This is a genomic window from Pseudomonas sp. NCIMB 10586 (genome assembly GCF_023127895.1).
Classification (GTDB): domain Bacteria; phylum Pseudomonadota; class Gammaproteobacteria; order Pseudomonadales; family Pseudomonadaceae; genus Aquipseudomonas; species Aquipseudomonas synxantha_A.
The window spans coordinates 185,444-203,885 of record NZ_SPKQ01000007.1 but is presented as its reverse complement, the minus strand read 5'-3'; the positions used below and the strand labels follow the sequence as shown (position 1 = coordinate 203,885).

Genomic DNA, 18,442 nt, shown 5'->3' with positions numbered 1-18,442 from the left:
TCAGGGCTGGTTCCACCAAACGGCCAGACAGGGAAGCCTCACCATGAACGCCCCCGCTTCAACGACCACGCCCTCGACCACATCGCGTCCGGATGCACGCATAGCGCTGCTCACCCAATTCTCTACAGGTCCTTCGTTCAGGGAGACTGCAACCCTGCTGCTGCGCGAGGCGCTCCAGGAGCAGTACCCGACGCTGGATATCGACCCGGACACCGTCATGCTCGCAACGCCCACCTGGAACCTGGATGACGACCGGGTCAGCGCCGGCCCCACCGAGTACCAGGCCCTGAGTGACATCCTTGCCAGGCAGGCAGTGCTGGCGGTGCCGATCCTGTACCTTCAGGGCGAGCACTTTCTCACGCAGCAACCGATCATCGAGCCGGCGGTACACCTGCCCGTGCGCGTGACTGAAATCGCCAAGACCATCAACCAACTGGCGCCTTCGATGCTGCGGGCCTACCAGCAACAAACGATCAACTATTGGAATCAAACCAACGGCAGCGGCCCACATTGGCACGAGCTGTCGAACCTGCTGCGCACGGTGTGGGATGTCGAGGCCGCCGATGACTGGACCGCCACCGAGTGTGCCATGGCTCGCGCCCTGTTCACTCACCCCGACAAAGCCGACAGAAAGGGCAACGACCTCTACAAGCTCAGGGCTTGCCTGGTTGATATCGACCGAGTCGACGATGAAGGGCAGGTCAAGCACGTCAATGATGTGATCATCGCGGTATTGATCGGCGAACACGAAGGCAAAACCACAGTCCTCACGCATTCGCTGCTCAAGGGTTATGAAAAGTTTCCTTCGCTGGAGCACCTGGGCCAATCCTTGCCCGCGCACCTGTCGGGCTCTGTCACGGACCCGCAAATCCAATGGCGTCTGTTTGAACCGGACGGCAACTTCTTTGATCACCAAGCCTGTGCCTTGGTGTCATTGCAGATCGATACCATCGCTGAAATCGACTTCTCCGACCTGCGCAAAACCAACAACGTCGATATGGCACTGGGCACGCCACCTGCTGCTGCCCCGCCGCCTGCGCAAAGCAGCCCGGATCTGGCCTGGTACCGCGAGCAGATGCCCGACTGGCTGACAAACGCTTCACCCAGCGACTCGAATTTCTATGCTCGGCACCTCAAAGACCTCGCCGCGCTGCATAACCAGAATGCCGGTCGGTCGTTCCTGGACGACGTCCCTACTATCGAGGCGTACGCGTTGAAGGTCATCAAGGCAAAGGTGATCAAGGACCACCCGGATAGCACTAACCTGCCCTTGGAGAAGATCTTCCTGCAAATAGAGAGCCCGGTCGTGTGGGGCGCTTTCGTCGTTCCGGGCCAGGTTGAGAGCAACACGTTCAGCCTGGTTGAACTGGCCCTGCAAAACCTGATTGCAGTGCCCGTCGGTAACAAAGTGGTCAAGACCAGCAATGGTTCCAACCTGCCTGAGTGGATGACCCCTGCCTATTTTGAATCGCTGGCCACCGATGCCGATATTGGCCGTACCTACCCTGCGCTGATCAAGGAAAAGCTGCTGGATGACACTCGGGAATCTGCACGCCGCAATACGCTATATAGCCAACACCTGCGTATCCAACTGCCGATGCAGGCCTTGCAGGCCAAGATCCGCCAGGAAGGCAGCATTGACGAGCAGGGCTACCGTTATGTGACCGCGGTGATGCAAGAACAGGCCACTGACAGCAAAGTGGACGGGCAAACCATCGTACTCAGGCCCTTGGCCTTCGTGCCCACCCGGCGCACGGACACCTCTGTGGACACGGTCGCCAACATGTACGTGATAGGCCCCGAAGACCCGGCGGCCGGGCCATGCCTCTTGTACCGGCCGCTGTTCACGCCAGCCCTGATGCAGTTCCCGTCGCCGGCCAACCTCATCTATACGATCGCGCAATCGAGCAGCTTGTGCGAGTCGGTCTTGGCCTGGCTGCCGGATGCGGTCCGCAGCGACTATACCAACTATGTATTTCCCGGCTCGCTGCCTTCACCTTGGGCGGTCGCCGATTACCTGGTGGAGCCCGACAAGCTATGGACCATGAGCGGGCCAATGACCCTGGGCACCGAAGTACTCAACGGTGATCGATTCACCACAATGTTCAAGGCCAATGCCCAGGCCCTGATAGAACTGGCCAACCGCCAATCGGTGTCCAACGCCGAAAGCCGTTGGGCGACCTTTAAACACGCCGGCTGGGTGATCTTCAATGGGGTGCTGCCGTTTCTGGGGCGCACCATCGGCACGGGCGCCTGGATCTGGCAGGTGGTCGATCAACTGCAAACCTTTGTGCAAGCGCATGACCACGACGAAAAACAAGCCGAGTGGTCGGCACTCACCGATGTCCTGTTGAACCTCGGCATGGCGATCACGTTGCACGCCGCCAGCCGCAGCCACCGTACCGGCTACCCACGCAAGACCACGCCAAAGCTGACCAAAGCGACCAGCACAAAGCAGGTCACGATCAAACAAGAGGTGACCCTGACCAAGGAGTTGCCGGCCACACATTTACCGCACCTGCACACCAGCGGCGCAATCAAGCGCATACCCAGCGAACTCGCAACCGTGCTCGACAGCTTCAAGGTCAGCAAACCGCAAGGCCTCGGCGCGGCGCAAACCGCAAAAAACCAGTACCAGCATCTCTTTCATCAGGCACAAAAATACTACGCCCCTGTGGGGGAACGCTGGTTTGAGGTCAGTGCCGGTGAAGATGAAGCGGTATTCATCATCGACCCGAAGCAGCCCGGTCGAACAGGGCCTGCGTTGATTCACAACGCTCAGGGCCAATGGTTCATCGACACTCGTCTGCGCCTGCGCGGCGCCGGTTCCAAGCAGCTGCAGGAACAGTCAAAATCCAAAGCTGAGATCAACGCGATAGAAGCCCAAAGACGCCTGACGCTATTTGAACAAAACAAACCCACTGCGCAATTGGAGTTGCAGCAGGCCCATCTGGCGATGTCGGACACCGCGTCATCCACTTCATCCGAGGTCAGACGCCAAACCTACCTGCAAAAACTCAAAAGCCAGAGCAGCGACTACGAAAAGGCACTGCAACAGCTCAAGATATTAAACGTGTTCTCGCCCAGCGCGGACTATCAGCAACACGCACTCCGCTACGTGAAGGCCCAACTGGAGCTGGCCCGGACCGGTATCACCGAAGCGCAAGTTGCCTTCACACCTAAACTCAAAACCGTGCTGGACCAGGTCGAACATCAAATCAGCCATCCCCAGGAACGTCATATCGACGATGCCCGCATCATGAGCGAATTGAGCCAAGACATGATCCAGCGCCTGAACTACAGCCAATCGCGGCTTACCGAACTCAAAGCGCTGGGTGAGCTGGGATTCGAGCAAATTCGCAACTACCGGAGTCAATTGCCAAGCTACACCGCCCGCGACCTCAGGGCCTTGCAAGTGTCTTTGGCGCGCAACTTATGCCTGGACGGCGACAGCATCGCCACAGCCTCGTCAGCCTGGAGTGCCATTGACACCATCGTCGACACCGCCAACCTGTCGATTCAGGCCTTGCATGAAACGTCGATGGAGCGTAGCCAGGCGCGCTTGGATGAACGCATCGAAACCCTTGGCAGCCTGGTCGAACAGTTCAAGATCATCGACGAACGCCTGCAGGATTTCCCCGACGAGTTTCCTGACGCAGCGCTGCCTGCACGTATCACGACCCTGCGCGAAAAAATCCGCGATTTCTACCGCGAAACCCTGGGTAGCCTGGAACTGCTGCACGCGGATCGGGACACGCTCAGAAGCCGCCCGACACCGCCTTCAACACCGCCAAGAGCAAAGAAAAAAATCATTCACACGCGCTACAACGGGGTATTGGTGGGAGTACCACGACTGACAGAGGCCGGCGATGAAACCGGCATGGTGGATGTCATCTCTCCTCTCAACCAGCAGATCATGGCGACCTTTCACGAAAAAACCCCAGGTGTGTGGGTGCAGCACGTCAATCCCGTCGAGACCACCACTACCACCACTACTCTGGACGTCGCCACCAGTATCAGCCAGGCCCAGGAGCTTCTGGACGGGTTGGGGGCCTTCAAGCAGCGCACTGGCCAACAGGCGATCAAACCGGAGCGCAGCGCTACTGGCATTGAATGGCTGTACCACCAACATGCGTTAAAACTGGAACAGGCCTCTGCAAACATTGAGCAGGCTCTGACCCAAAGCAACTCCACCGAGAGCAACGGGGGCTCTGCGGCTCTGGTCAACAAACAACTGAGCGAAGCGGCGCAGGCACTCTATCAAGAGGCGGCTCGCCAGAAACTGCAAATGATCAAGAAACGCCCACCCACCATCAGTAGCGTGGAATGGCTTAAGCAAAACAACGAGATCGTAATCAAGAGAACCGTCAAGCGCCGCCGGCTCAAAGGGCCTGTCAAGGTCTACCTGGATGAGTACACCCTGAGTAACCGCAGTGATAAAACTGTGCTGTGGTATGCACACTTCCATTATTCGGCCGAATGGGTGCCCGCCAGGGCTTTTCTCAGGGGCCGCTTGAAAACCCCGCAAGAGCACGCCCGGGGAGTAGATGCCGACAGTCTTGACGGCCTCAACGAACAGCAAAAAACCGCGTTCTACCTCAGCGAAATAAACCGGGACCAGGCCCAGCGGTTGTTTTTCAAGGTGAAGTAACCTCAGTGCCGGATCGTATTCAAGCCAGCCACACCCGACGCAAGCGGGCCAGCGCCTGTGCGATGGCCGCCTCAGGCACGGCAGCGAACCCCAGCACCAGTCCGGCACGCTGGTCCGGTGGTGGGCCGGTATCTGCCAGCCAGTAGCCGCTCAAGCCGTTGATCTCGACATCTACCGCGCGGGCTTGGGCAAGCAGCGCTTGCTCACGGGCCAGGCTGTCCACGCGCACCGTCAGGTGTAAGCCTGCTGCAACGCTGGGCAAGGCCCCGACACCTGGCAATTCGCTGGGCCAGCCGACCAACAAAGCGTTGCGGCGGTTCAGGGCCGCACGGCGCATACGCCGAATATGGCGCTGGAAATGCCCCGCCGCCATGAATTCGGCCATTACGGCCTGAGTGCTGACTTCGGAATGACGCATGTCCACGGCGCGGCGCTGAGCAAAGGCCTCTACCAGACCTGGCGGCAATACCAGGTAACCCAGGCGCAAAGCCGGGAATGCCACCTTGCCGAATGTGCCGACATAAAGCACGCGCCCACTACGGTCCAGCGCCGCCAAGGGCGACAAGGGCGCTCCGGTGTAACGGTACTCACCGTCATAGTCGTCTTCGACGATCCAACCGCCAGTACGCTCGGCCCAGGCCAGCAATTGCAGGCGCCGCGCCAGGCTCATCACCACGCCCAACGGGTACTGATGGGACGGCGTGACATAGGTCACCCGGCAATCCTTCAGGCGGTTCAAGACCTCGCAGTCAATACCATCGCCATCCACCGGCACACCCTTCAATCGTCCACCTGCCAACGCAAAGGCATGGCCTGCCGCGCGATAACCCGGGTTTTCCACCGCCACGCAATCCCCAGGCTCCACCAGCAACTGTGCACAAAGGCTGATTGCCTGTTGCGCGCCACTGGTGATCACTATTTGCTCAGTCGTGCACTGCAGACCTCGCGCAGTGCGCAGGTAAGCGGCGATCAGGCCACGTAGACGCTCGTCACCGGCCGGGTCGCCGTAGCATAACTGCGCCAGGTCCGGCTTGCGCCAGAACGCCCCATTAAGCTTGGCCCACACCTCAAAAGGAAATAGATCAAAGGCCGGTACCCCCACCCGAAAAGCCCGTGGCGGACCGCAAGGAGGCTGGACCAAATGGTTATGTCTGACCCTGTCCAGGCCACCACTGTGGATAACTTCGCTGGCCTGAGTGTGCGCATTATCCAGACGATTTGTGGATAAGGCTGTGGGTAAGCCTGTTGAAAACCCTGTGGATAGTTTTGTGGATAGTTTTTTTGCGGTGGGCAGCTGTGAGACGTAGGTGCCGTCTCCCACCCGGCTTTCAATAAACCCCTCGGCATACAACTGATCGTATGCGCGTACCACGCTGTTGCGCGAGATCGACAACGCCGCCGCCATATCACGGGTGGCAGGCAAGCGCGTGCCACTGACCAGCCGCCCATCCAGCACGCGCTGGCGCAGGGCGTCGTACAGTTGGCGTGTCAGGCCCTGGCGGCGATCCAACTCGATGCCAGCAGGGTCGAACGACATCGAGGGGATGACGGGCGGCATATTGGACCTATGAAATGAGGGCTAGATGGCTCTTACAACGAGCCATTAGCCTGCCTAGGATGCAGGTATTCGCCAAGGAAAATTTTCCATGTACACACCTCGCGCCTTCGCCCTCGATGATTTGCCCCAAATCCAGCAACTGATCCGGCACACGCGCCTTGCGCAGTTGGTGACCGTGGGTGAAAACGGCCTGCAGGCCAGCCACCTGCCGTTACTGCTCAATCCCGACGAAGGACCCAACGGTACGCTTTATGGGCATCTGGCCAAGGCCAATCCGCAGTGGCGCGACCTGCAAAACGGCAGTGAAGCACTGGTCATCTTTGCTGGCGCCGAGGCGTATGTCAGCCCGGCGTTTTACCCCTCCAAGGCCGAGCACGGCAAAGTGGTGCCCACCTGGAATTACCTCGCCGTGCACGCCTACGGCAAGGCCGACGTGTTCAGCGACAGCGAGCGATTACTCAAGGTCGTCGGCGCCCTCACTGATCACCACGAACGCGGCCGCGCCCAACCTTGGGCCGTCGGCGACGCGCCGGACGACTACATCGACGCCATGCTCAAGGCCATCGTTGGCTTTGCCCTGCCTATCGACCGCCTGGTCGGCAAACGCAAGCTCAGTCAGAACCGCAGCGCAGCCGATATGGCCGGCGTACGTGAAGCCCTGGCCGGCAGCGCTGATCTGCGCGACCAGAATCTCGCCCGTTTCATTCCCCAAGGAGTTGCAGAATGACCCCGATCGACATCCGCCAAGTCACCGCCGCGGACCACGCCGCCTGGCTACCGTTGTGGCTGGCCTACTTGAAGTTCTACAACACCGAACTGCCGGACGCCGTCAGCCAAAGCACCTGGCAACGCCTGATAGACGCCCGCGAGCCGACCCACTCGGCGTTGGCTTGGCAGGACGGCAAGGCGGTGGGCATGGTTAACTTCATCTATCACCGCTCCAACTGGAGCATCGAGAACTCGTGCTACCTGCAGGATCTTTTAGTGGACCCATCCCAACGCGGCACCGGCGTAGGCCGTAAGCTGATCGAGTTCGTCTACGCCACCGCCAAGGCCGATGGCTGCTGCAAAGTGCACTGGTTGACCCACGAGACCAACGCCACCGCGATCCAACTCTACGAACGCATCGCCGAACGCCCTGGTTTCATCCAATTTCGCCAAGGTCTTTAAGGAGCCCAGCATGTCCACTTCCCTCGCCGACTGGAAAGGCGTCCCGTCCCCCACGGTTCAACTGCTTGAAGGGCGCTTTATCCGCCTGGAAAAACTCGATCCGGCGCGCCACGGCGATCAACTGTGGCAAGCCCTACAAGGGCCCGGTGCTGACCCGAAGCTATGGGACTATTTGCCCTACGGCCCGTTTCCCGAGCGCGGCGCCTTTGATACCTGGCTGAACAACCATGCGGCCCATAGCGACCCGTATTTTTTCAGCGTGATCGACCGCGCGACCGGTCAGGTCCAGGGCATCCTCAGCCTGATGTCCATCGTCCCAGCCCAAGGCCGCGTTGAAATCGGCCACGTCACCTTCGGCGCGCCGATGCAGCGCTCGCCAAAAAGTACCGAAGCGGTTTACCTGCTGGCCAAGTACGCGTTCGAACAGGGCTACCGCCGCCTGGAGTGGAAGTGCAACAACAGCAATGCGCGCTCCAGGTATGCGGCCGAGCGATTGGGGTTCAGTTTTGAGGGGGTGTTCCGCCAGCATATGGTGGTCAAGGGGCAGAACCGGGATACGGCGTGGTATTCGATCCTGGATTCGGAATGGCCCAAAGTGGGCGCGGGGTTTGAGGCCTGGTTGTCTGAGGCGAACCAGAGTGGTTCGGGCCAGCTGAAAACGCTGGCCGACTGCCGAATCTAGATCTCACTCGCACCGCCCCTCCCACACTTTAATCTGCGGTGGATCAGTTGGTCAGGCGCTGCGCCAGCACCGCAATATGCTCCGGCCCGATGCCACAGCACCCACCCAAATGGCTAGCGCCACGCGCCTGCCAATCAGCAGCCCAATGCAGGTAACCCGGCGGGTCGAGGTCGTCGCGCAACGGGTCCAGGCCATCGTTGGCCGTGGCTTCCTTGGGTTGCGGCGGGAAGGCGTTGGCGTAGGCACCGATCTGAATCGCTACGCCCAATCGCTCGAAGGTCTCCCGCGCGGCATCGATCGCCGCGCCGATCACTTCCGGCTGGCTGCAGTTGAACAACAACACCTGCACACCCAACTGCGCCGCCGCCTCGGCCGCTTCCGCTACCGGTTCGCCGGAGCGCAGGCGCGGTACGTCGTCGGTGTCTTCGTCTTTCAAGGTGAACGACAGCCAGAACGGTTTACCGTCCTGCGGCAGGCCGGCATGAATCGCTCGCGCTTCAACGATTGAGCTCTGGGTTTCCGCCAGCCACAGGTCGACGTGAGGCGCCAGGCCCTGCACCAGCGGTGTCAGCAACTCGCTGACCCGCTCCGGCAGGAACAAGTCGGGCCGATACGAGCCAAACAGCGGCGGCAAGGAGCCAGCGACACGCACCGCCTTGCCGGACGCCTGCACCGCCCGTCGCGCCAACTCACCGGCCAATGCGGCCAGCGCCTGGCCTTCGGCGGCGAAGCGCGCCTCACCAATATGAAAGGGCACCACCGCGTAGCTGTTGCTGGTAATCACGTCGGCACCGCTGTCGATATAGGCCGCGTGTACCGCCTCCACCGCTTGCGGCGCTTCGCTCAAGGCCAATGCCGACCACTCCGGCTGGCGGAACGGCGCGCCACGGCGTTGCAGTTCACGGCCCATGCCACCATCGAGAATTACTGTGCGTGCTGCGCCCATATGCTTTTTACTCATATGCTTATGAAAATAACTCACTATGAGAGTCGTTCTTATAACTATTTAATGCGTACCGTTCGGTTAATAACAACCTCTTTTTTATTCAGGTGTTCGATTTTGAAATTCAGACCGCTGTTGGCCCTGGGCCTGACGATGTTGGCTGCTTCCACCCAAGCCTTTGGCGGTGCCACGCTGGATCGTATCGAGCAGAAGAAGGAACTGGTCGGCGTGCTGATGGAAAGCTACCCGCCGTTTTCATTCCTCAACGAGCAGAACCAGCTCGACGGTTTCGATGTGGATGTGGCCAAGGCCGTGGCGCAAAAGCTTGGCGTGAAGCTGCGCCTGGAAACGCCTTCATGGGACGTCATTGCCGCTGGCCGCTGGAGCGGGCGCTATGACATTTGCATCTGCTCCATGACCCCGAGTAAGGCACGCGCCGAGGTGTTCGACTTCCCGGTGCAGTACTACGCCTCGCCCGCGGTGATCGTGGTCAACGCCAAGGATGATCGCATCCACGAAGCCAAGGACCTGAGCGGCAAGAAAGTCGGGCTCACCAGTGCCTCCAGCTACGAGAGTTACCTGAACAAGAACCTGGTCATCGAAGGCGCCGAAGACACGCAGCTGCAGTACCCGTTCGAAGAGGTGCAGATCGCCCCGTACGATACCGACAATGTGGCGTTCCAGGACCTGGGCCTGGGCGCCGGCGTGCGTCTGGACGCAATCCTCACCAACCTGGTTACCGCGCAGCCGCGCCTGACCCAGGACAAGCGCTTCAAGCTGGCCGGCGCACCGCTGTATTCGGAGCCCAACTCGGTAGCCATCGAGAAAGGCGACGCGCAGTGGGACAGCAAAGTGCGTGAGGTCTTCGCCCAGCTTAAACAGGACGGCACCTTGAGCAAGCTGTCGCAAAAATGGATCGGCGCCGACATCAGCCAATGAGTTTTCGCATACGGCTTTACCTGACCTGGGCGGCGCTGTTCGCCCTGTTTGCCAGTTTCTTCCTGAGCTTTGACCTGAAGTTCTCGATCATTCTCGACAAGCTGCCCAACCTGGTCGGCCTGCACCTGGCGCCCAACGGTTTTCTGCAAGGTGCGGCGCTGACGCTATTCCTGTGCCTGTGCGCCATGCTTGCGTCATCGGTGCTGGGCTTTATCACCGCGCTGGGGCGCCTGTCGAAAAGCGCGGTGGCGTTTGGCATTGCCAGTTTCTACGCCTCGTTCTTTCGTGGCACGCCGCTGCTGATCCAGATCCTGCTGATTTACCTGGGCCTGCCGCAACTGGGCCTGGTGCCGGGCGCCATCGTCGCCGGGATCATCGCGTTGTCGCTGAACTATGGTGCCTACCTGAGCGAGATTTTCCGCGCCGGCATCCTCGGCGTGCCCCATGGTCAACGCGAGGCCGCGCTGGCCTTGGGTATGCGTGACAGGGAAATTTTCTGGCACGTCACCCTGCCCCAGGCCATGCGCACCATCATCCCCCCGGCCACCAACCAATTCATCTCGATGCTCAAGGACTCGTCGCTGGTCTCGGTGATGGGGGTATGGGAAGTGATGTTCCTGGCACAGTCCTATGGCCGCTCCAGCTACCGCTACATCGAGATGCTCACCACGGCGGCAATCATTTATTGGGTACTGTCACTGGGACTGGAGCTGATCCAGGCGCGCATGGAGCGGCATTTCGGCAAGGGGTATATGCACCGCAGTTAAAGCGCAGCACCCGTTGTATAGCGCCTTGGTCGGCCAAACGCAGATGGGCTTTTTATCGCACCTGACTAAAGACAACTCCCGCAAACCAGCGGTCAATGGCCTGACAGTTATCCGCCTGTGCCCCCGCTACATTCCCGGCCTCATTCATCAGAGGTCGGTAATTCATGCCCTTTACACCGCAAAGAATCGCAGCATTTATCAGTCTTGTAATTGCCCTCAGTGTGCAACCTGCGCACGCACGAGGCGATATTGAATACAGGCCTCACCAACCCTATGATTCGCTCGACGCTGAGGGGGCCTTCAAACCTGAAGTCGATACGCCGCCAATCCCTGGGCCCTACCCCGGCTACTTCATTGGCCAAGCCTCCACCTACAATGGCGTGCAAGTGGCCAAGGTGCTGGAGCCCGCACTGCTTGAACTGCTCAAGTCCGGCGAATTGACCTCGGAGAAGCTCAAGGAGCTGCAAAAGGTAAATGACGCACTCGCCGCACAGCCCGGCGGCATCGGCGCAGCCCTGGAGCAATTGGCCGGTAGCCAAAACGCGAACCTGCTCAGCGCCACGCACGCCGTCACCAGCCACATCAGCAGCCAATTGCTCTCGTCCCTGCGCAACCTGCCCGACGATGACAACGGTCGTTTCTGGGTACAAGGGGTGAGTAACGGCGGCCACCTCGACCAACGAAGCGGCAGCGCCGGACTGAAGCACGATAGCAAGGGTCTGATGCTGGGCGCCGACTGGGCAGTGGATAACGCCTGGCGTGTGGGTGTTATGGGGGCAAAATCCGCCAGTGACCTGAAGGCGCAACGCTTCTCTACCGAACTGGACAGCTTGCACCTGGGCGCATACGCGGTGCGTCAGGACGGCCCGCTGGCCCTGCGCCTGGGGGCGATTTACAGCAGCCATGCCGGGACCAACCGGCGCGACGTCAACCTGCTCGTTTACAAGGACTCGCTCAAGTCTCGTTACGATGCTCAAAGCCAAACGCTGTTCTCTGAGCTGGGCTATCAATTGGGCAGCCAGGACCTCCACATCGAGCCTTTCGCTGGCCTCGGCTACCAGCGTCATCACCGCGACAGTTTCAAGGAAAGTGGCGGCCTGACCGCGCTGAACGTCGGCGCACAGACCCAGCAGAACCTTAACAGCACCGTTGGCCTGCGCTTGGCGACGGTTTACAGGTTCGATGATCAGGTCAGCCTCACGCCTCACCTCAGCGCCGGCTGGAAACACCTCTACGGCGCGGTTGACAGCCAGGTGCACCAAACCTATCGCAATGCGCCCGTTGCGCTTGATGGCTTCACCATTACCGGCACGTCCCTGGACCGCAATAGCCTCGACGTAAACTTGGGCGTTGATCTTGCGTTATCCAAGCAACACACCCTGGGCCTGGCCTACAGCGGCCAAGCTGGCACCCATAGCCGCAACCAGGGTTTGAAGGGGCAATGGACGATGAGCTTTTAACCGAGCATCGTCAGACGACATCCCGACAGCGAGCCTTCTTACAATCATCTGCTCTGCCAGCCGACATCTGTCGGCTGTTACCTGCGTTAGTTTTCGACCTCAAGCACACTTGAGGTCGAAACCCAATGTTACGAGTACCCCACCAGCTTGCGGCCTATATCCCCCTGCCTGGCTGTTCGGCAGCAGCCCCTGTTTATGCTGAAAAAAGTAACGCTATCGAACTCGCCACCGGCGGTCATTTTACCAACTACGGGCACATATCCACCGGGCCTTCCACGCGCTTCAAGGAGTCGTATAGCGGCATAAGCGCGAACAGCGCAGCAAGCATAATCGTCAACCACGGAGCGGTAGCGGGTGGCAGCAACGGCATCAAAGCCACCGACGATGTGACGCTGATCAATTACGGCGTAATCATCGGCCATAAAGGGGCCGGTCTGAAATCCAAGGGCAATGCAGACGTCGTCAACTACCGCATCATCAGGGGCGCGGATGCCCAGCGATCCAAAGAGAATGATGGCGACGGTGATGGCCTGGACATCGACAAACGTGCACGCGTGCACAACTACGGGCTCATTGAAGGCACCGGGGCCAATGGCGCGGACAAGAACGGAGCCCCCAACACCAGCGAAGGCATCGCCATGGGCGGCGGCGAAATCTATAACCGTGGAGTTATTCGCGGCGCACATCATGGGGTGCTGGTGGACGATGGGGACTTGGGCCCGGCCTATGGGAGCACCTCGCTGATCAACGAGGGCATCATCACCGGTCGCAACGGCTACGGCGTGAGGCTGATCGGAGAACACAATGACCAAGTCACCAACGATGGGCTGATAAGCGGCACCAAAGGCATCGCCCTGGATATGGGGGGTGGCGATGATGTGTTGACTGTGCGCGGTAACGCTCAATTCAACGGCAAAGTAGACGGTGGCAGTGGCACCAATCACGTCGTGCTGGACGATGTCCAAGGTGGCACTTTCAACGGCGCCCGTCGTATCCAGCACCTGTGGATAGGCAGCGGTGCCTGGACCCTCGACGGTGCGCTGGACGCCAATCAGCAAGGCCGAGTCTCTTGCGGGGCAACGCTGATCAACCAGAGTTACATCGGGGGCACAATGACGATTGATGCAGGCGCAACCTACACCGCAGGCACGGTAACCAATCTTGACGTTGCCGGCACGCTGCTGCTGGACCCTGCGCTGAAAAGCCAGACGCGAATCAAGCACGACCTTGACCTGGCAAACGGGTCGACCCTGGCCTTCACCCTCGGCATGGGTGAAGCGCACAGCACCTTGAAAGTCGGCAACAGCGCCCGCCTCAAGGGCACAACACTGAATATCCAGGTCGAACACGAAAACGACGAACTGCTAACCCGCCAGTTACGTGTTATCGACGCTGCTCAGATTGAGGGACGCTTCAACAGGATCACCAGCAACCTTAAAACCTTGACGCCGAGGCTGATCTACACACCCAGCGGGGTCTTTGTCAGTTTCAGGCGCAAACCCTCTACAGAGGCCTGAGTTTCAGGCAAAAAAAAGGAGGGCACCTGCCCCCCCGAGGATTAAGCGGTAGTGTCGAAGGCTGTTATCAGCCTTCGATCTCAATCAGGATCTCACCCGGGTTGACCCGGTCGCCCTTGGCCACATGAACAGCGGTCACCTTGCCGGCAATCGCGGCCTGCACTTCGGTTTCCATCTTCATGGCTTCGGTAATCAATACAGCCTGGCCGGCCTTGACCACATCGCCTTCCTTGACCAGCACGTCGACGATATTGCCCGGCATCGCCGTGCTGACATGGCCGGGTTCGGTGGCGTGCTTGCGCTTGCTGCCGCCGCTGCTGACGAACTCGTTGAGCGGCTCGAACACCACTTCTTCCGGCATACCGTCGATGGACAGGTAGAAGTGGCGTTTGCCTTCAGCCTTCACGCCGACACCGGTGATGTCTACACGGTAGCTTTCGCCGTGCACGTCGATGACGAATTCGGTCGGCACGCCTTCACCACCGGCACGGGCCACACCGCCTGCCTCCGGAATCGGCAGCAGGACTTCAGGGGCCAGGGTGCCTGCGTCGCGTTCTTCAAGGAATTTGCGCCCGATATCCGGGAACATGGCGTAGGTCAGCACGTCTTCTTCGGACTTGGCCAACGCGCCGATTTCACCGCGCAGCTTGGTCATTTCCGGCTTGAGCAAATCAGCCGGGCGAACGTCGATGACCTCTTCGCTGCCGATGGCCTGACGGCGCAGCTTTTCGTTCACAGTGCCCGGGGCCTTGCCGTAGCCGCCTTGCAGGTAGAGCTTCACTTCGTTGGTGATGGTCTTGTAGCGCTCACCGGCCAGCACGTTGAAGAACGCCTGGGTGCCGACGATCTGCGACGTCGGGGTCACCAGCGGCGGGAAGCCGAGATCTTCACGTACACGCGGGATTTCGGCGAGTACTTCGCTCATGCGATTGAGAGCGCCCTGCTCTTTCAACTGGTTGGCCAGGTTGGAAATCATCCCGCCCGGTACCTGGTTGACCTGCACACGGGTGTCGACCGCCGTGAACTCGCTTTCAAACTGGTGGTACTTCTTGCGTACCGCGTAGAAGTACAGGCCAATTTCCTGCAGCAGCTCCAGGTCCAGGCCGGTGTCGAACTCGCTGCCTTTAAGGGCGGCGACCATCGACTCGGTGCCCGGGTGGCTGGTGCCCCAGGCGAAGCTGGAGATGGCGGTGTCGATATGGTCGGCACCATTTTCGATAGCCTTGAGTTGGCACATCGCAGCCAGGCCCGCGGTGTCGTGGGAGTGGATAAAGATCGGCAGGTTCTGCTCGGCCTTGAGCGCCTTGACCAGTTCGCCAGTGGCATACGGGGTCAGCAGGCCGGCCATGTCCTTGATCGCGATGGAGTCGCAACCCATGGATTCCAACTGCTTGGCCTGGGCCACGAACGCATCGACGGTGTGCACGGGGCTGGTGGTGTAGGCAATGGTGCCCTGGGCATGTTTACCGGCCGCTTTGACGGCTTCGATGGCCACGCGCAGGTTACGCACGTCGTTCATGGCGTCGAAGATGCGGAACACATCGATACCGTTGACGGCAGCCTTGGCCACGAAGGCCTTGACCACATCGTCGCTGTAATGGCGGTAGCCCAGCAGGTTCTGGCCACGCAGCAGCATTTGCAGGCGCGTGTTAGGCAGCGCGGCGCGCAGTTTGCGCAGGCGCTCCCACGGGTCTTCTTTCAAAAAGCGCACGCAGGCGTCGAACGTTGCGCCACCCCAGACTTCCAGGGACCAGTAGCCGACTTTGTCGAGCTTGTCGCAGATCGGCAGCATGTCGTCGGTGCGCATACGAGTGGCCAGCAACGATTGATGGGCGTCGCGCAGGATAGTGTCGGTTACGAAAATCTTCTTGCTCATTCTTATATTCCTCACAGGCCTGCGTGGGCGGCGATGGCGGCGGCGATGGCCAGGGCCAGCTCTTCGGGTTTGCGCTTGATCGAGTAGTTGGTCAGCTCAGGGTGGCTTTCCACGAAACTGGTGTTGAACTGGCCGCTGCGGAATTCCGGGTTGCGCAGGATTTCCTGGTAGTAGGCGGCAGTGGTCTTCACGCCTTGCAGGCGCATGTCGTCCAGGGCACGCAGGCCGCGGTCCATGGCTTCTTCCCAGGTCAGCGCCCACACCACCAGTTTCAGGCACATGGAGTCGTAGAACGGTGGGATGGTGTAGCCGGTGTAGATCGCTGTATCGGTACGCACACCGGGGCCGCCGGGGGCGTAGTAACGGGTGATCTTGCCGAAGCTGGGCAGGAAGTTGTTCTTCGGGTCTTCGGCGTTGATGCGAAACTGCAACGCGAAACCACGGTGCTGAATGTCTTCCTGCTTCACCGACAGCGGCAAGCCCGAGGCAATGCGGATCTGTTCGCGGACAATATCGATGCCGGTGATTTCTTCGGTGATGGTGTGTTCCACCTGCACCCGGGTGTTCATCTCCATGAAGTACACCTCGCCCTCGGCGAGCAGGAACTCCACGGTACCGGCGTTCTCATAGCCCACGGCCTTGGCCGCACGCACCGACAGGTCGCCGATGTAGGCGCGCTGTTCAGGCGTCAATTGCGGGCTGGGGGCAATTTCGATCAGCTTCTGGTTGCGACGCTGGATCGAGCAATCGCGTTCGAACAGGTGCACCACATTGCCAAAGCTGTCACCCAGGATCTGCGCTTCGATGTGCTTGGGATTGACGATGCATTTTTCCAGGAACACTTCCGCCGAGCCGAACGCCTTGGTGGCCTCGGAAATGACGCGGGGGAAGGCTTGTTCAAGTTCTTCGCGACTGTTGCAACGACGGATACCGCGCCCGCCACCACCGGAAGTGGCCTTGAGCATCACCGGGTAACCAATGCGGTCGCCTTCGGTCAGCGCTTCGTGGATATCCGCGACGTTGCCTTCGGTGCCGGGAGTGACCGGCACACCGGCCTTGATCATGCTGCGGCGCGCTTCGGTCTTGTCGCCCATGCGGCGAATCACTTCGGCCGAAGGGCCAATGAACTTGATGCCGCGCTCGGCGCAGATATCCGCCAGCTCGGCATTTTCCGACAAGAAGCCGTAGCCGGGATGCAGCGCGTCGCAACCGGTTTCCACCGCCAGGTTCACCAGCTTGCGCGGGTTGAGGTAGCCGGCCAGGGGCTCGGCACCAATGCTGTGGGCTTCGTCGGCACGTTTGACGTGCAACGCGTGGCGGTCGGCGTCCGAGTAAACCGCGACCGAGCGAATGCCCATCTCGGCGCAGGCGCGCACGATTCGTACGGCAATTTCACCACGGTTGGCGATCAGGATCTTTTTTATCACTTGGAAATTCCCTTGAGCCGATTGCTGCGTTCTTCGACCCGCTTGAGGTGGGTCGGCGCGTGACCAAATGTTTCATGACAGTCGCGAGACACACACTAAGCCCGCCAAGGGATTAACAAAAATCAATAATTATTGGGTCATGCATAAGCAAAGACTTATAGTTGCCGGTATGGCCAGGGCCGAGAGGGAATAAATAATGCGCAAGTCATTGATGAGGCTGACATTAAGACAACTTCAGATCTTTCATGAGGTGTGCGATTTGCGCTCTTACAGCCGTGCCGCCGAGGAAATGTCTCTGACGCAACCGGCCGTCAGCCTGCAAATCCGCCAGCTGGAAGAACTGATCGGCCAACCGCTGTTCGATTACGTCGGCAAGAAGCTCTACATGACCGAGGCCGCCGAAGCCCTGCAACGGGCCAGTCGCGATATTTTCGGGCGCCTGGAAAACCTCGATATGCAGCTATCGGATATGCAGGGCTCACTGCAGGGCCAACTGAAGCTGGCGGTGGAATCGAGCGCCAAGTACTTCGTGCCGCACCTGTTTGCGGCTTTCAAGCGCCAGCACCCGGAAGTGCAACTGCACCTGACCGTGGTCAATCGTGCCCAGGTAATCCGCAGGCTTTCGGATAACCGCGATGATCTGGTGATCATGTCCATGGTGCCCCAGGACATGGGCCTGGAATTCCTGCCGTTTCTCAATAATCCGATTGTCGCGGTGGCGCTGCCGGATCATCCGTTGAGCCTGCAAGGGCCGCTGCGCCTGCAAGACCTGGAGCCTTACACGCTACTTATCCGCGAGCCGGGTTCCGGCACGCGGCTGGCGTGTGAAGAGTACTTCAAGGAAAAACGCGTGCACTTCACACAAACCGTGGAAGTGGCCTCGGCCGAGGCGCAACGAGAGTGCGTGGTCGCAGGTTTGGGTGTGGCGCTGCTGACGCGCCACGCCTTGAACCTGGAACTGGCCACCGGCGGGCTCAAAGAGCTGCCGGTGGAAGAACTGCCGCTGTACCGCAGTTGGTGCCTGGTGCAGGCCAAGGCCAAACGCCTGTCACCGGTGGCCCATGCGTTCCTGGGCTTTATCCGCAGCGAACGGGTGCAGATCAGCGCACTGGCTGAGCGTTTCGCTGGGCAGCCACGGGTGCCTGCCAATGGAGTTCCGGGTAGTCACTGATGCTCTGGAGCAACTGGCGCTCTTCGCAACGGTCTTCGATGGCGCGACGGAACGCCATGCGGCGCTGGTCTTCCTGCTGACGACGGGTCTTGACGGTGCTGTTGCTGTCTTCGTAATGCCGAGTCATGTGGAGTCTCCCAATGCGAGTACGGGGGAGTACAGGATGGGCGCGACGGATGACGGGGGGATGACAGCCTCATGAAGATTCTGGATGCATGGAGAATCTAATGTGGGAGGGGGCTTGCTCCCGATAGCGGAGTTTCAGTCACAGATTCATTGAC

General features: G+C 59.9%; 14 protein-coding genes. 9 read left to right on the top strand and 5 right to left on the bottom strand.

The window, feature by feature from the left end; genetic code table 11:
* Positions 1-43: 43 nt before the first annotated feature.
* Positions 44-4,651 (top strand): DUF6543 domain-containing protein, encoded by a 4,608-nt coding sequence (locus E4P01_RS03035; protein ID WP_216090497.1) that lies wholly within the window; start codon positions 44-46, stop codon positions 4,649-4,651.
* A gap of 19 nt (positions 4,652-4,670) precedes the next feature.
* Here E4P01_RS03035 and E4P01_RS03030 read toward each other — a convergent pair whose 3' ends face one another.
* Positions 4,671-6,209, bottom strand: a complete 1,539-nt coding sequence (locus E4P01_RS03030) for a PLP-dependent aminotransferase family protein (protein ID WP_216090498.1) — start codon at positions 6,207-6,209, stop codon at positions 4,671-4,673.
* An 88-nt stretch (positions 6,210-6,297) separates the two neighbouring features.
* Between E4P01_RS03030 and E4P01_RS03025 the strand changes: the two genes are divergently transcribed.
* From E4P01_RS03025 to E4P01_RS03015, 3 genes are read left to right on the top strand one after another with little or no spacing between them, the layout of a single operon-like run.
* Positions 6,298-6,936: an FMN-binding negative transcriptional regulator gene (locus E4P01_RS03025; RefSeq protein ID WP_216090499.1), complete on the top strand. Its 639-nt coding sequence runs from the start codon at positions 6,298-6,300 to the stop codon at positions 6,934-6,936.
* On the top strand, positions 6,933-7,379 hold the full coding sequence (locus E4P01_RS03020; RefSeq protein ID WP_032878663.1) for a GNAT family N-acetyltransferase: 447 nt from the start codon (positions 6,933-6,935) through the stop codon (positions 7,377-7,379). The genes E4P01_RS03025 and E4P01_RS03020 overlap by 4 nt, the downstream gene beginning before the upstream one ends.
* 10 nt (positions 7,380-7,389) lie before the next feature.
* Positions 7,390-8,061 carry a GNAT family protein gene (locus tag E4P01_RS03015; protein WP_216090500.1) on the top strand — a complete coding sequence of 224 codons (672 nt, stop codon included), beginning with the start codon at positions 7,390-7,392 and terminating at the stop codon, positions 8,059-8,061.
* Between the two features lie 43 nt (positions 8,062-8,104).
* Here E4P01_RS03015 and E4P01_RS03010 read toward each other — a convergent pair whose 3' ends face one another.
* A complete protein-coding gene (locus tag E4P01_RS03010) occupies positions 8,105-9,007 on the bottom strand; it encodes a homocysteine S-methyltransferase family protein (RefSeq protein WP_194439617.1) in 903 nt (300 codons plus the stop codon).
* Positions 9,008-9,121: 114 nt separating this feature from the next.
* Between E4P01_RS03010 and E4P01_RS03005 the strand changes: the two genes are divergently transcribed.
* From E4P01_RS03005 to E4P01_RS02990, 4 genes are all read left to right on the top strand, one after another.
* Positions 9,122-9,943 (top strand): ABC transporter substrate-binding protein, encoded by an 822-nt coding sequence (locus E4P01_RS03005; protein WP_148853775.1) that lies wholly within the window; start codon positions 9,122-9,124, stop codon positions 9,941-9,943.
* On the top strand, positions 9,940-10,710 hold the full coding sequence (locus E4P01_RS03000; protein ID WP_032878659.1) for an amino acid ABC transporter permease: 771 nt from the start codon (positions 9,940-9,942) through the stop codon (positions 10,708-10,710). The genes E4P01_RS03005 and E4P01_RS03000 overlap by 4 nt, the downstream gene beginning before the upstream one ends.
* 164 nt (positions 10,711-10,874) lie before the next feature.
* Positions 10,875-12,170, top strand: coding sequence for an autotransporter outer membrane beta-barrel domain-containing protein (locus tag E4P01_RS02995; protein WP_032878658.1), 1,296 nt, complete (start codon positions 10,875-10,877; stop codon positions 12,168-12,170).
* A 125-nt stretch (positions 12,171-12,295) separates the two neighbouring features.
* Complete coding sequence (locus tag E4P01_RS02990; protein WP_216090501.1) at positions 12,296-13,687, top strand: hypothetical protein; 1,392 nt, start codon at positions 12,296-12,298, stop codon at positions 13,685-13,687.
* A 67-nt stretch (positions 13,688-13,754) separates the two neighbouring features.
* Here the strand turns inward: E4P01_RS02990 and oadA are convergent, their stop codons facing one another.
* On the bottom strand, positions 13,755-15,563 hold the full coding sequence (gene oadA, locus E4P01_RS02985) for a sodium-extruding oxaloacetate decarboxylase subunit alpha (protein ID WP_032878657.1): 1,809 nt from the start codon (positions 15,561-15,563) through the stop codon (positions 13,755-13,757).
* Between the two features lie 11 nt (positions 15,564-15,574).
* Positions 15,575-16,990: an acetyl-CoA carboxylase biotin carboxylase subunit gene (locus E4P01_RS02980; RefSeq protein ID WP_003195732.1), complete on the bottom strand. Its 1,416-nt coding sequence runs from the start codon at positions 16,988-16,990 to the stop codon at positions 15,575-15,577.
* Between the two features lie 196 nt (positions 16,991-17,186).
* On the opposite strand from E4P01_RS02980, the gene E4P01_RS02975 reads away from it, so the two are divergent.
* Positions 17,187-18,161, top strand: a complete 975-nt coding sequence (locus tag E4P01_RS02975; protein WP_032878656.1) for a LysR family transcriptional regulator — start codon at positions 17,187-17,189, stop codon at positions 18,159-18,161.
* Here E4P01_RS02975 and E4P01_RS02970 read toward each other — a convergent pair.
* The gene (locus E4P01_RS02970; RefSeq protein WP_078822668.1) at positions 18,091-18,288 is read right to left on the bottom strand and encodes a hypothetical protein; all 198 of its coding nucleotides are present in this window, start codon (positions 18,286-18,288) and stop codon (positions 18,091-18,093) included. The two genes, E4P01_RS02975 and E4P01_RS02970, sit on opposite strands and share 71 nt — an antisense overlap.
* Between the last annotated feature and the right edge of the window lie 154 nt (positions 18,289-18,442).

Excerpts from the sequence above, each read along its gene's own strand:
- E4P01_RS03020 (WP_032878663.1), top strand. The coding sequence starts at position 6,933 with ATGACCCCGATCGACATCCGCCAAGTCACCGCCGCGGACCACGCCGCC.
- E4P01_RS02990 (WP_216090501.1), top strand. The coding sequence starts at position 12,296 with ATGTTACGAGTACCCCACCAGCTTGCGGCCTATATCCCCCTGCCTGGC.
- E4P01_RS03030 (WP_216090498.1), bottom strand. The coding sequence starts at position 6,209 with ATGCCGCCCGTCATCCCCTCGATGTCGTTCGACCCTGCTGGCATCGAG.
- E4P01_RS03010 (WP_194439617.1), bottom strand. The coding sequence starts at position 9,007 with ATGGGCGCAGCACGCACAGTAATTCTCGATGGTGGCATGGGCCGTGAA.
- E4P01_RS03035 (WP_216090497.1), top strand. The coding sequence starts at position 44 with ATGAACGCCCCCGCTTCAACGACCACGCCCTCGACCACATCGCGTCCG.
- oadA (WP_032878657.1), bottom strand. The coding sequence starts at position 15,563 with ATGAGCAAGAAGATTTTCGTAACCGACACTATCCTGCGCGACGCCCAT.
- E4P01_RS02970 (WP_078822668.1), bottom strand. The coding sequence starts at position 18,288 with ATGACTCGGCATTACGAAGACAGCAACAGCACCGTCAAGACCCGTCGT.
- E4P01_RS03000 (WP_032878659.1), top strand. The coding sequence starts at position 9,940 with ATGAGTTTTCGCATACGGCTTTACCTGACCTGGGCGGCGCTGTTCGCC.
- E4P01_RS03025 (WP_216090499.1), top strand. The coding sequence starts at position 6,298 with ATGTACACACCTCGCGCCTTCGCCCTCGATGATTTGCCCCAAATCCAG.
- E4P01_RS02995 (WP_032878658.1), top strand. The coding sequence starts at position 10,875 with ATGCCCTTTACACCGCAAAGAATCGCAGCATTTATCAGTCTTGTAATT.
- E4P01_RS03015 (WP_216090500.1), top strand. The coding sequence starts at position 7,390 with ATGTCCACTTCCCTCGCCGACTGGAAAGGCGTCCCGTCCCCCACGGTT.
- E4P01_RS02975 (WP_032878656.1), top strand. The coding sequence starts at position 17,187 with ATGCGCAAGTCATTGATGAGGCTGACATTAAGACAACTTCAGATCTTT.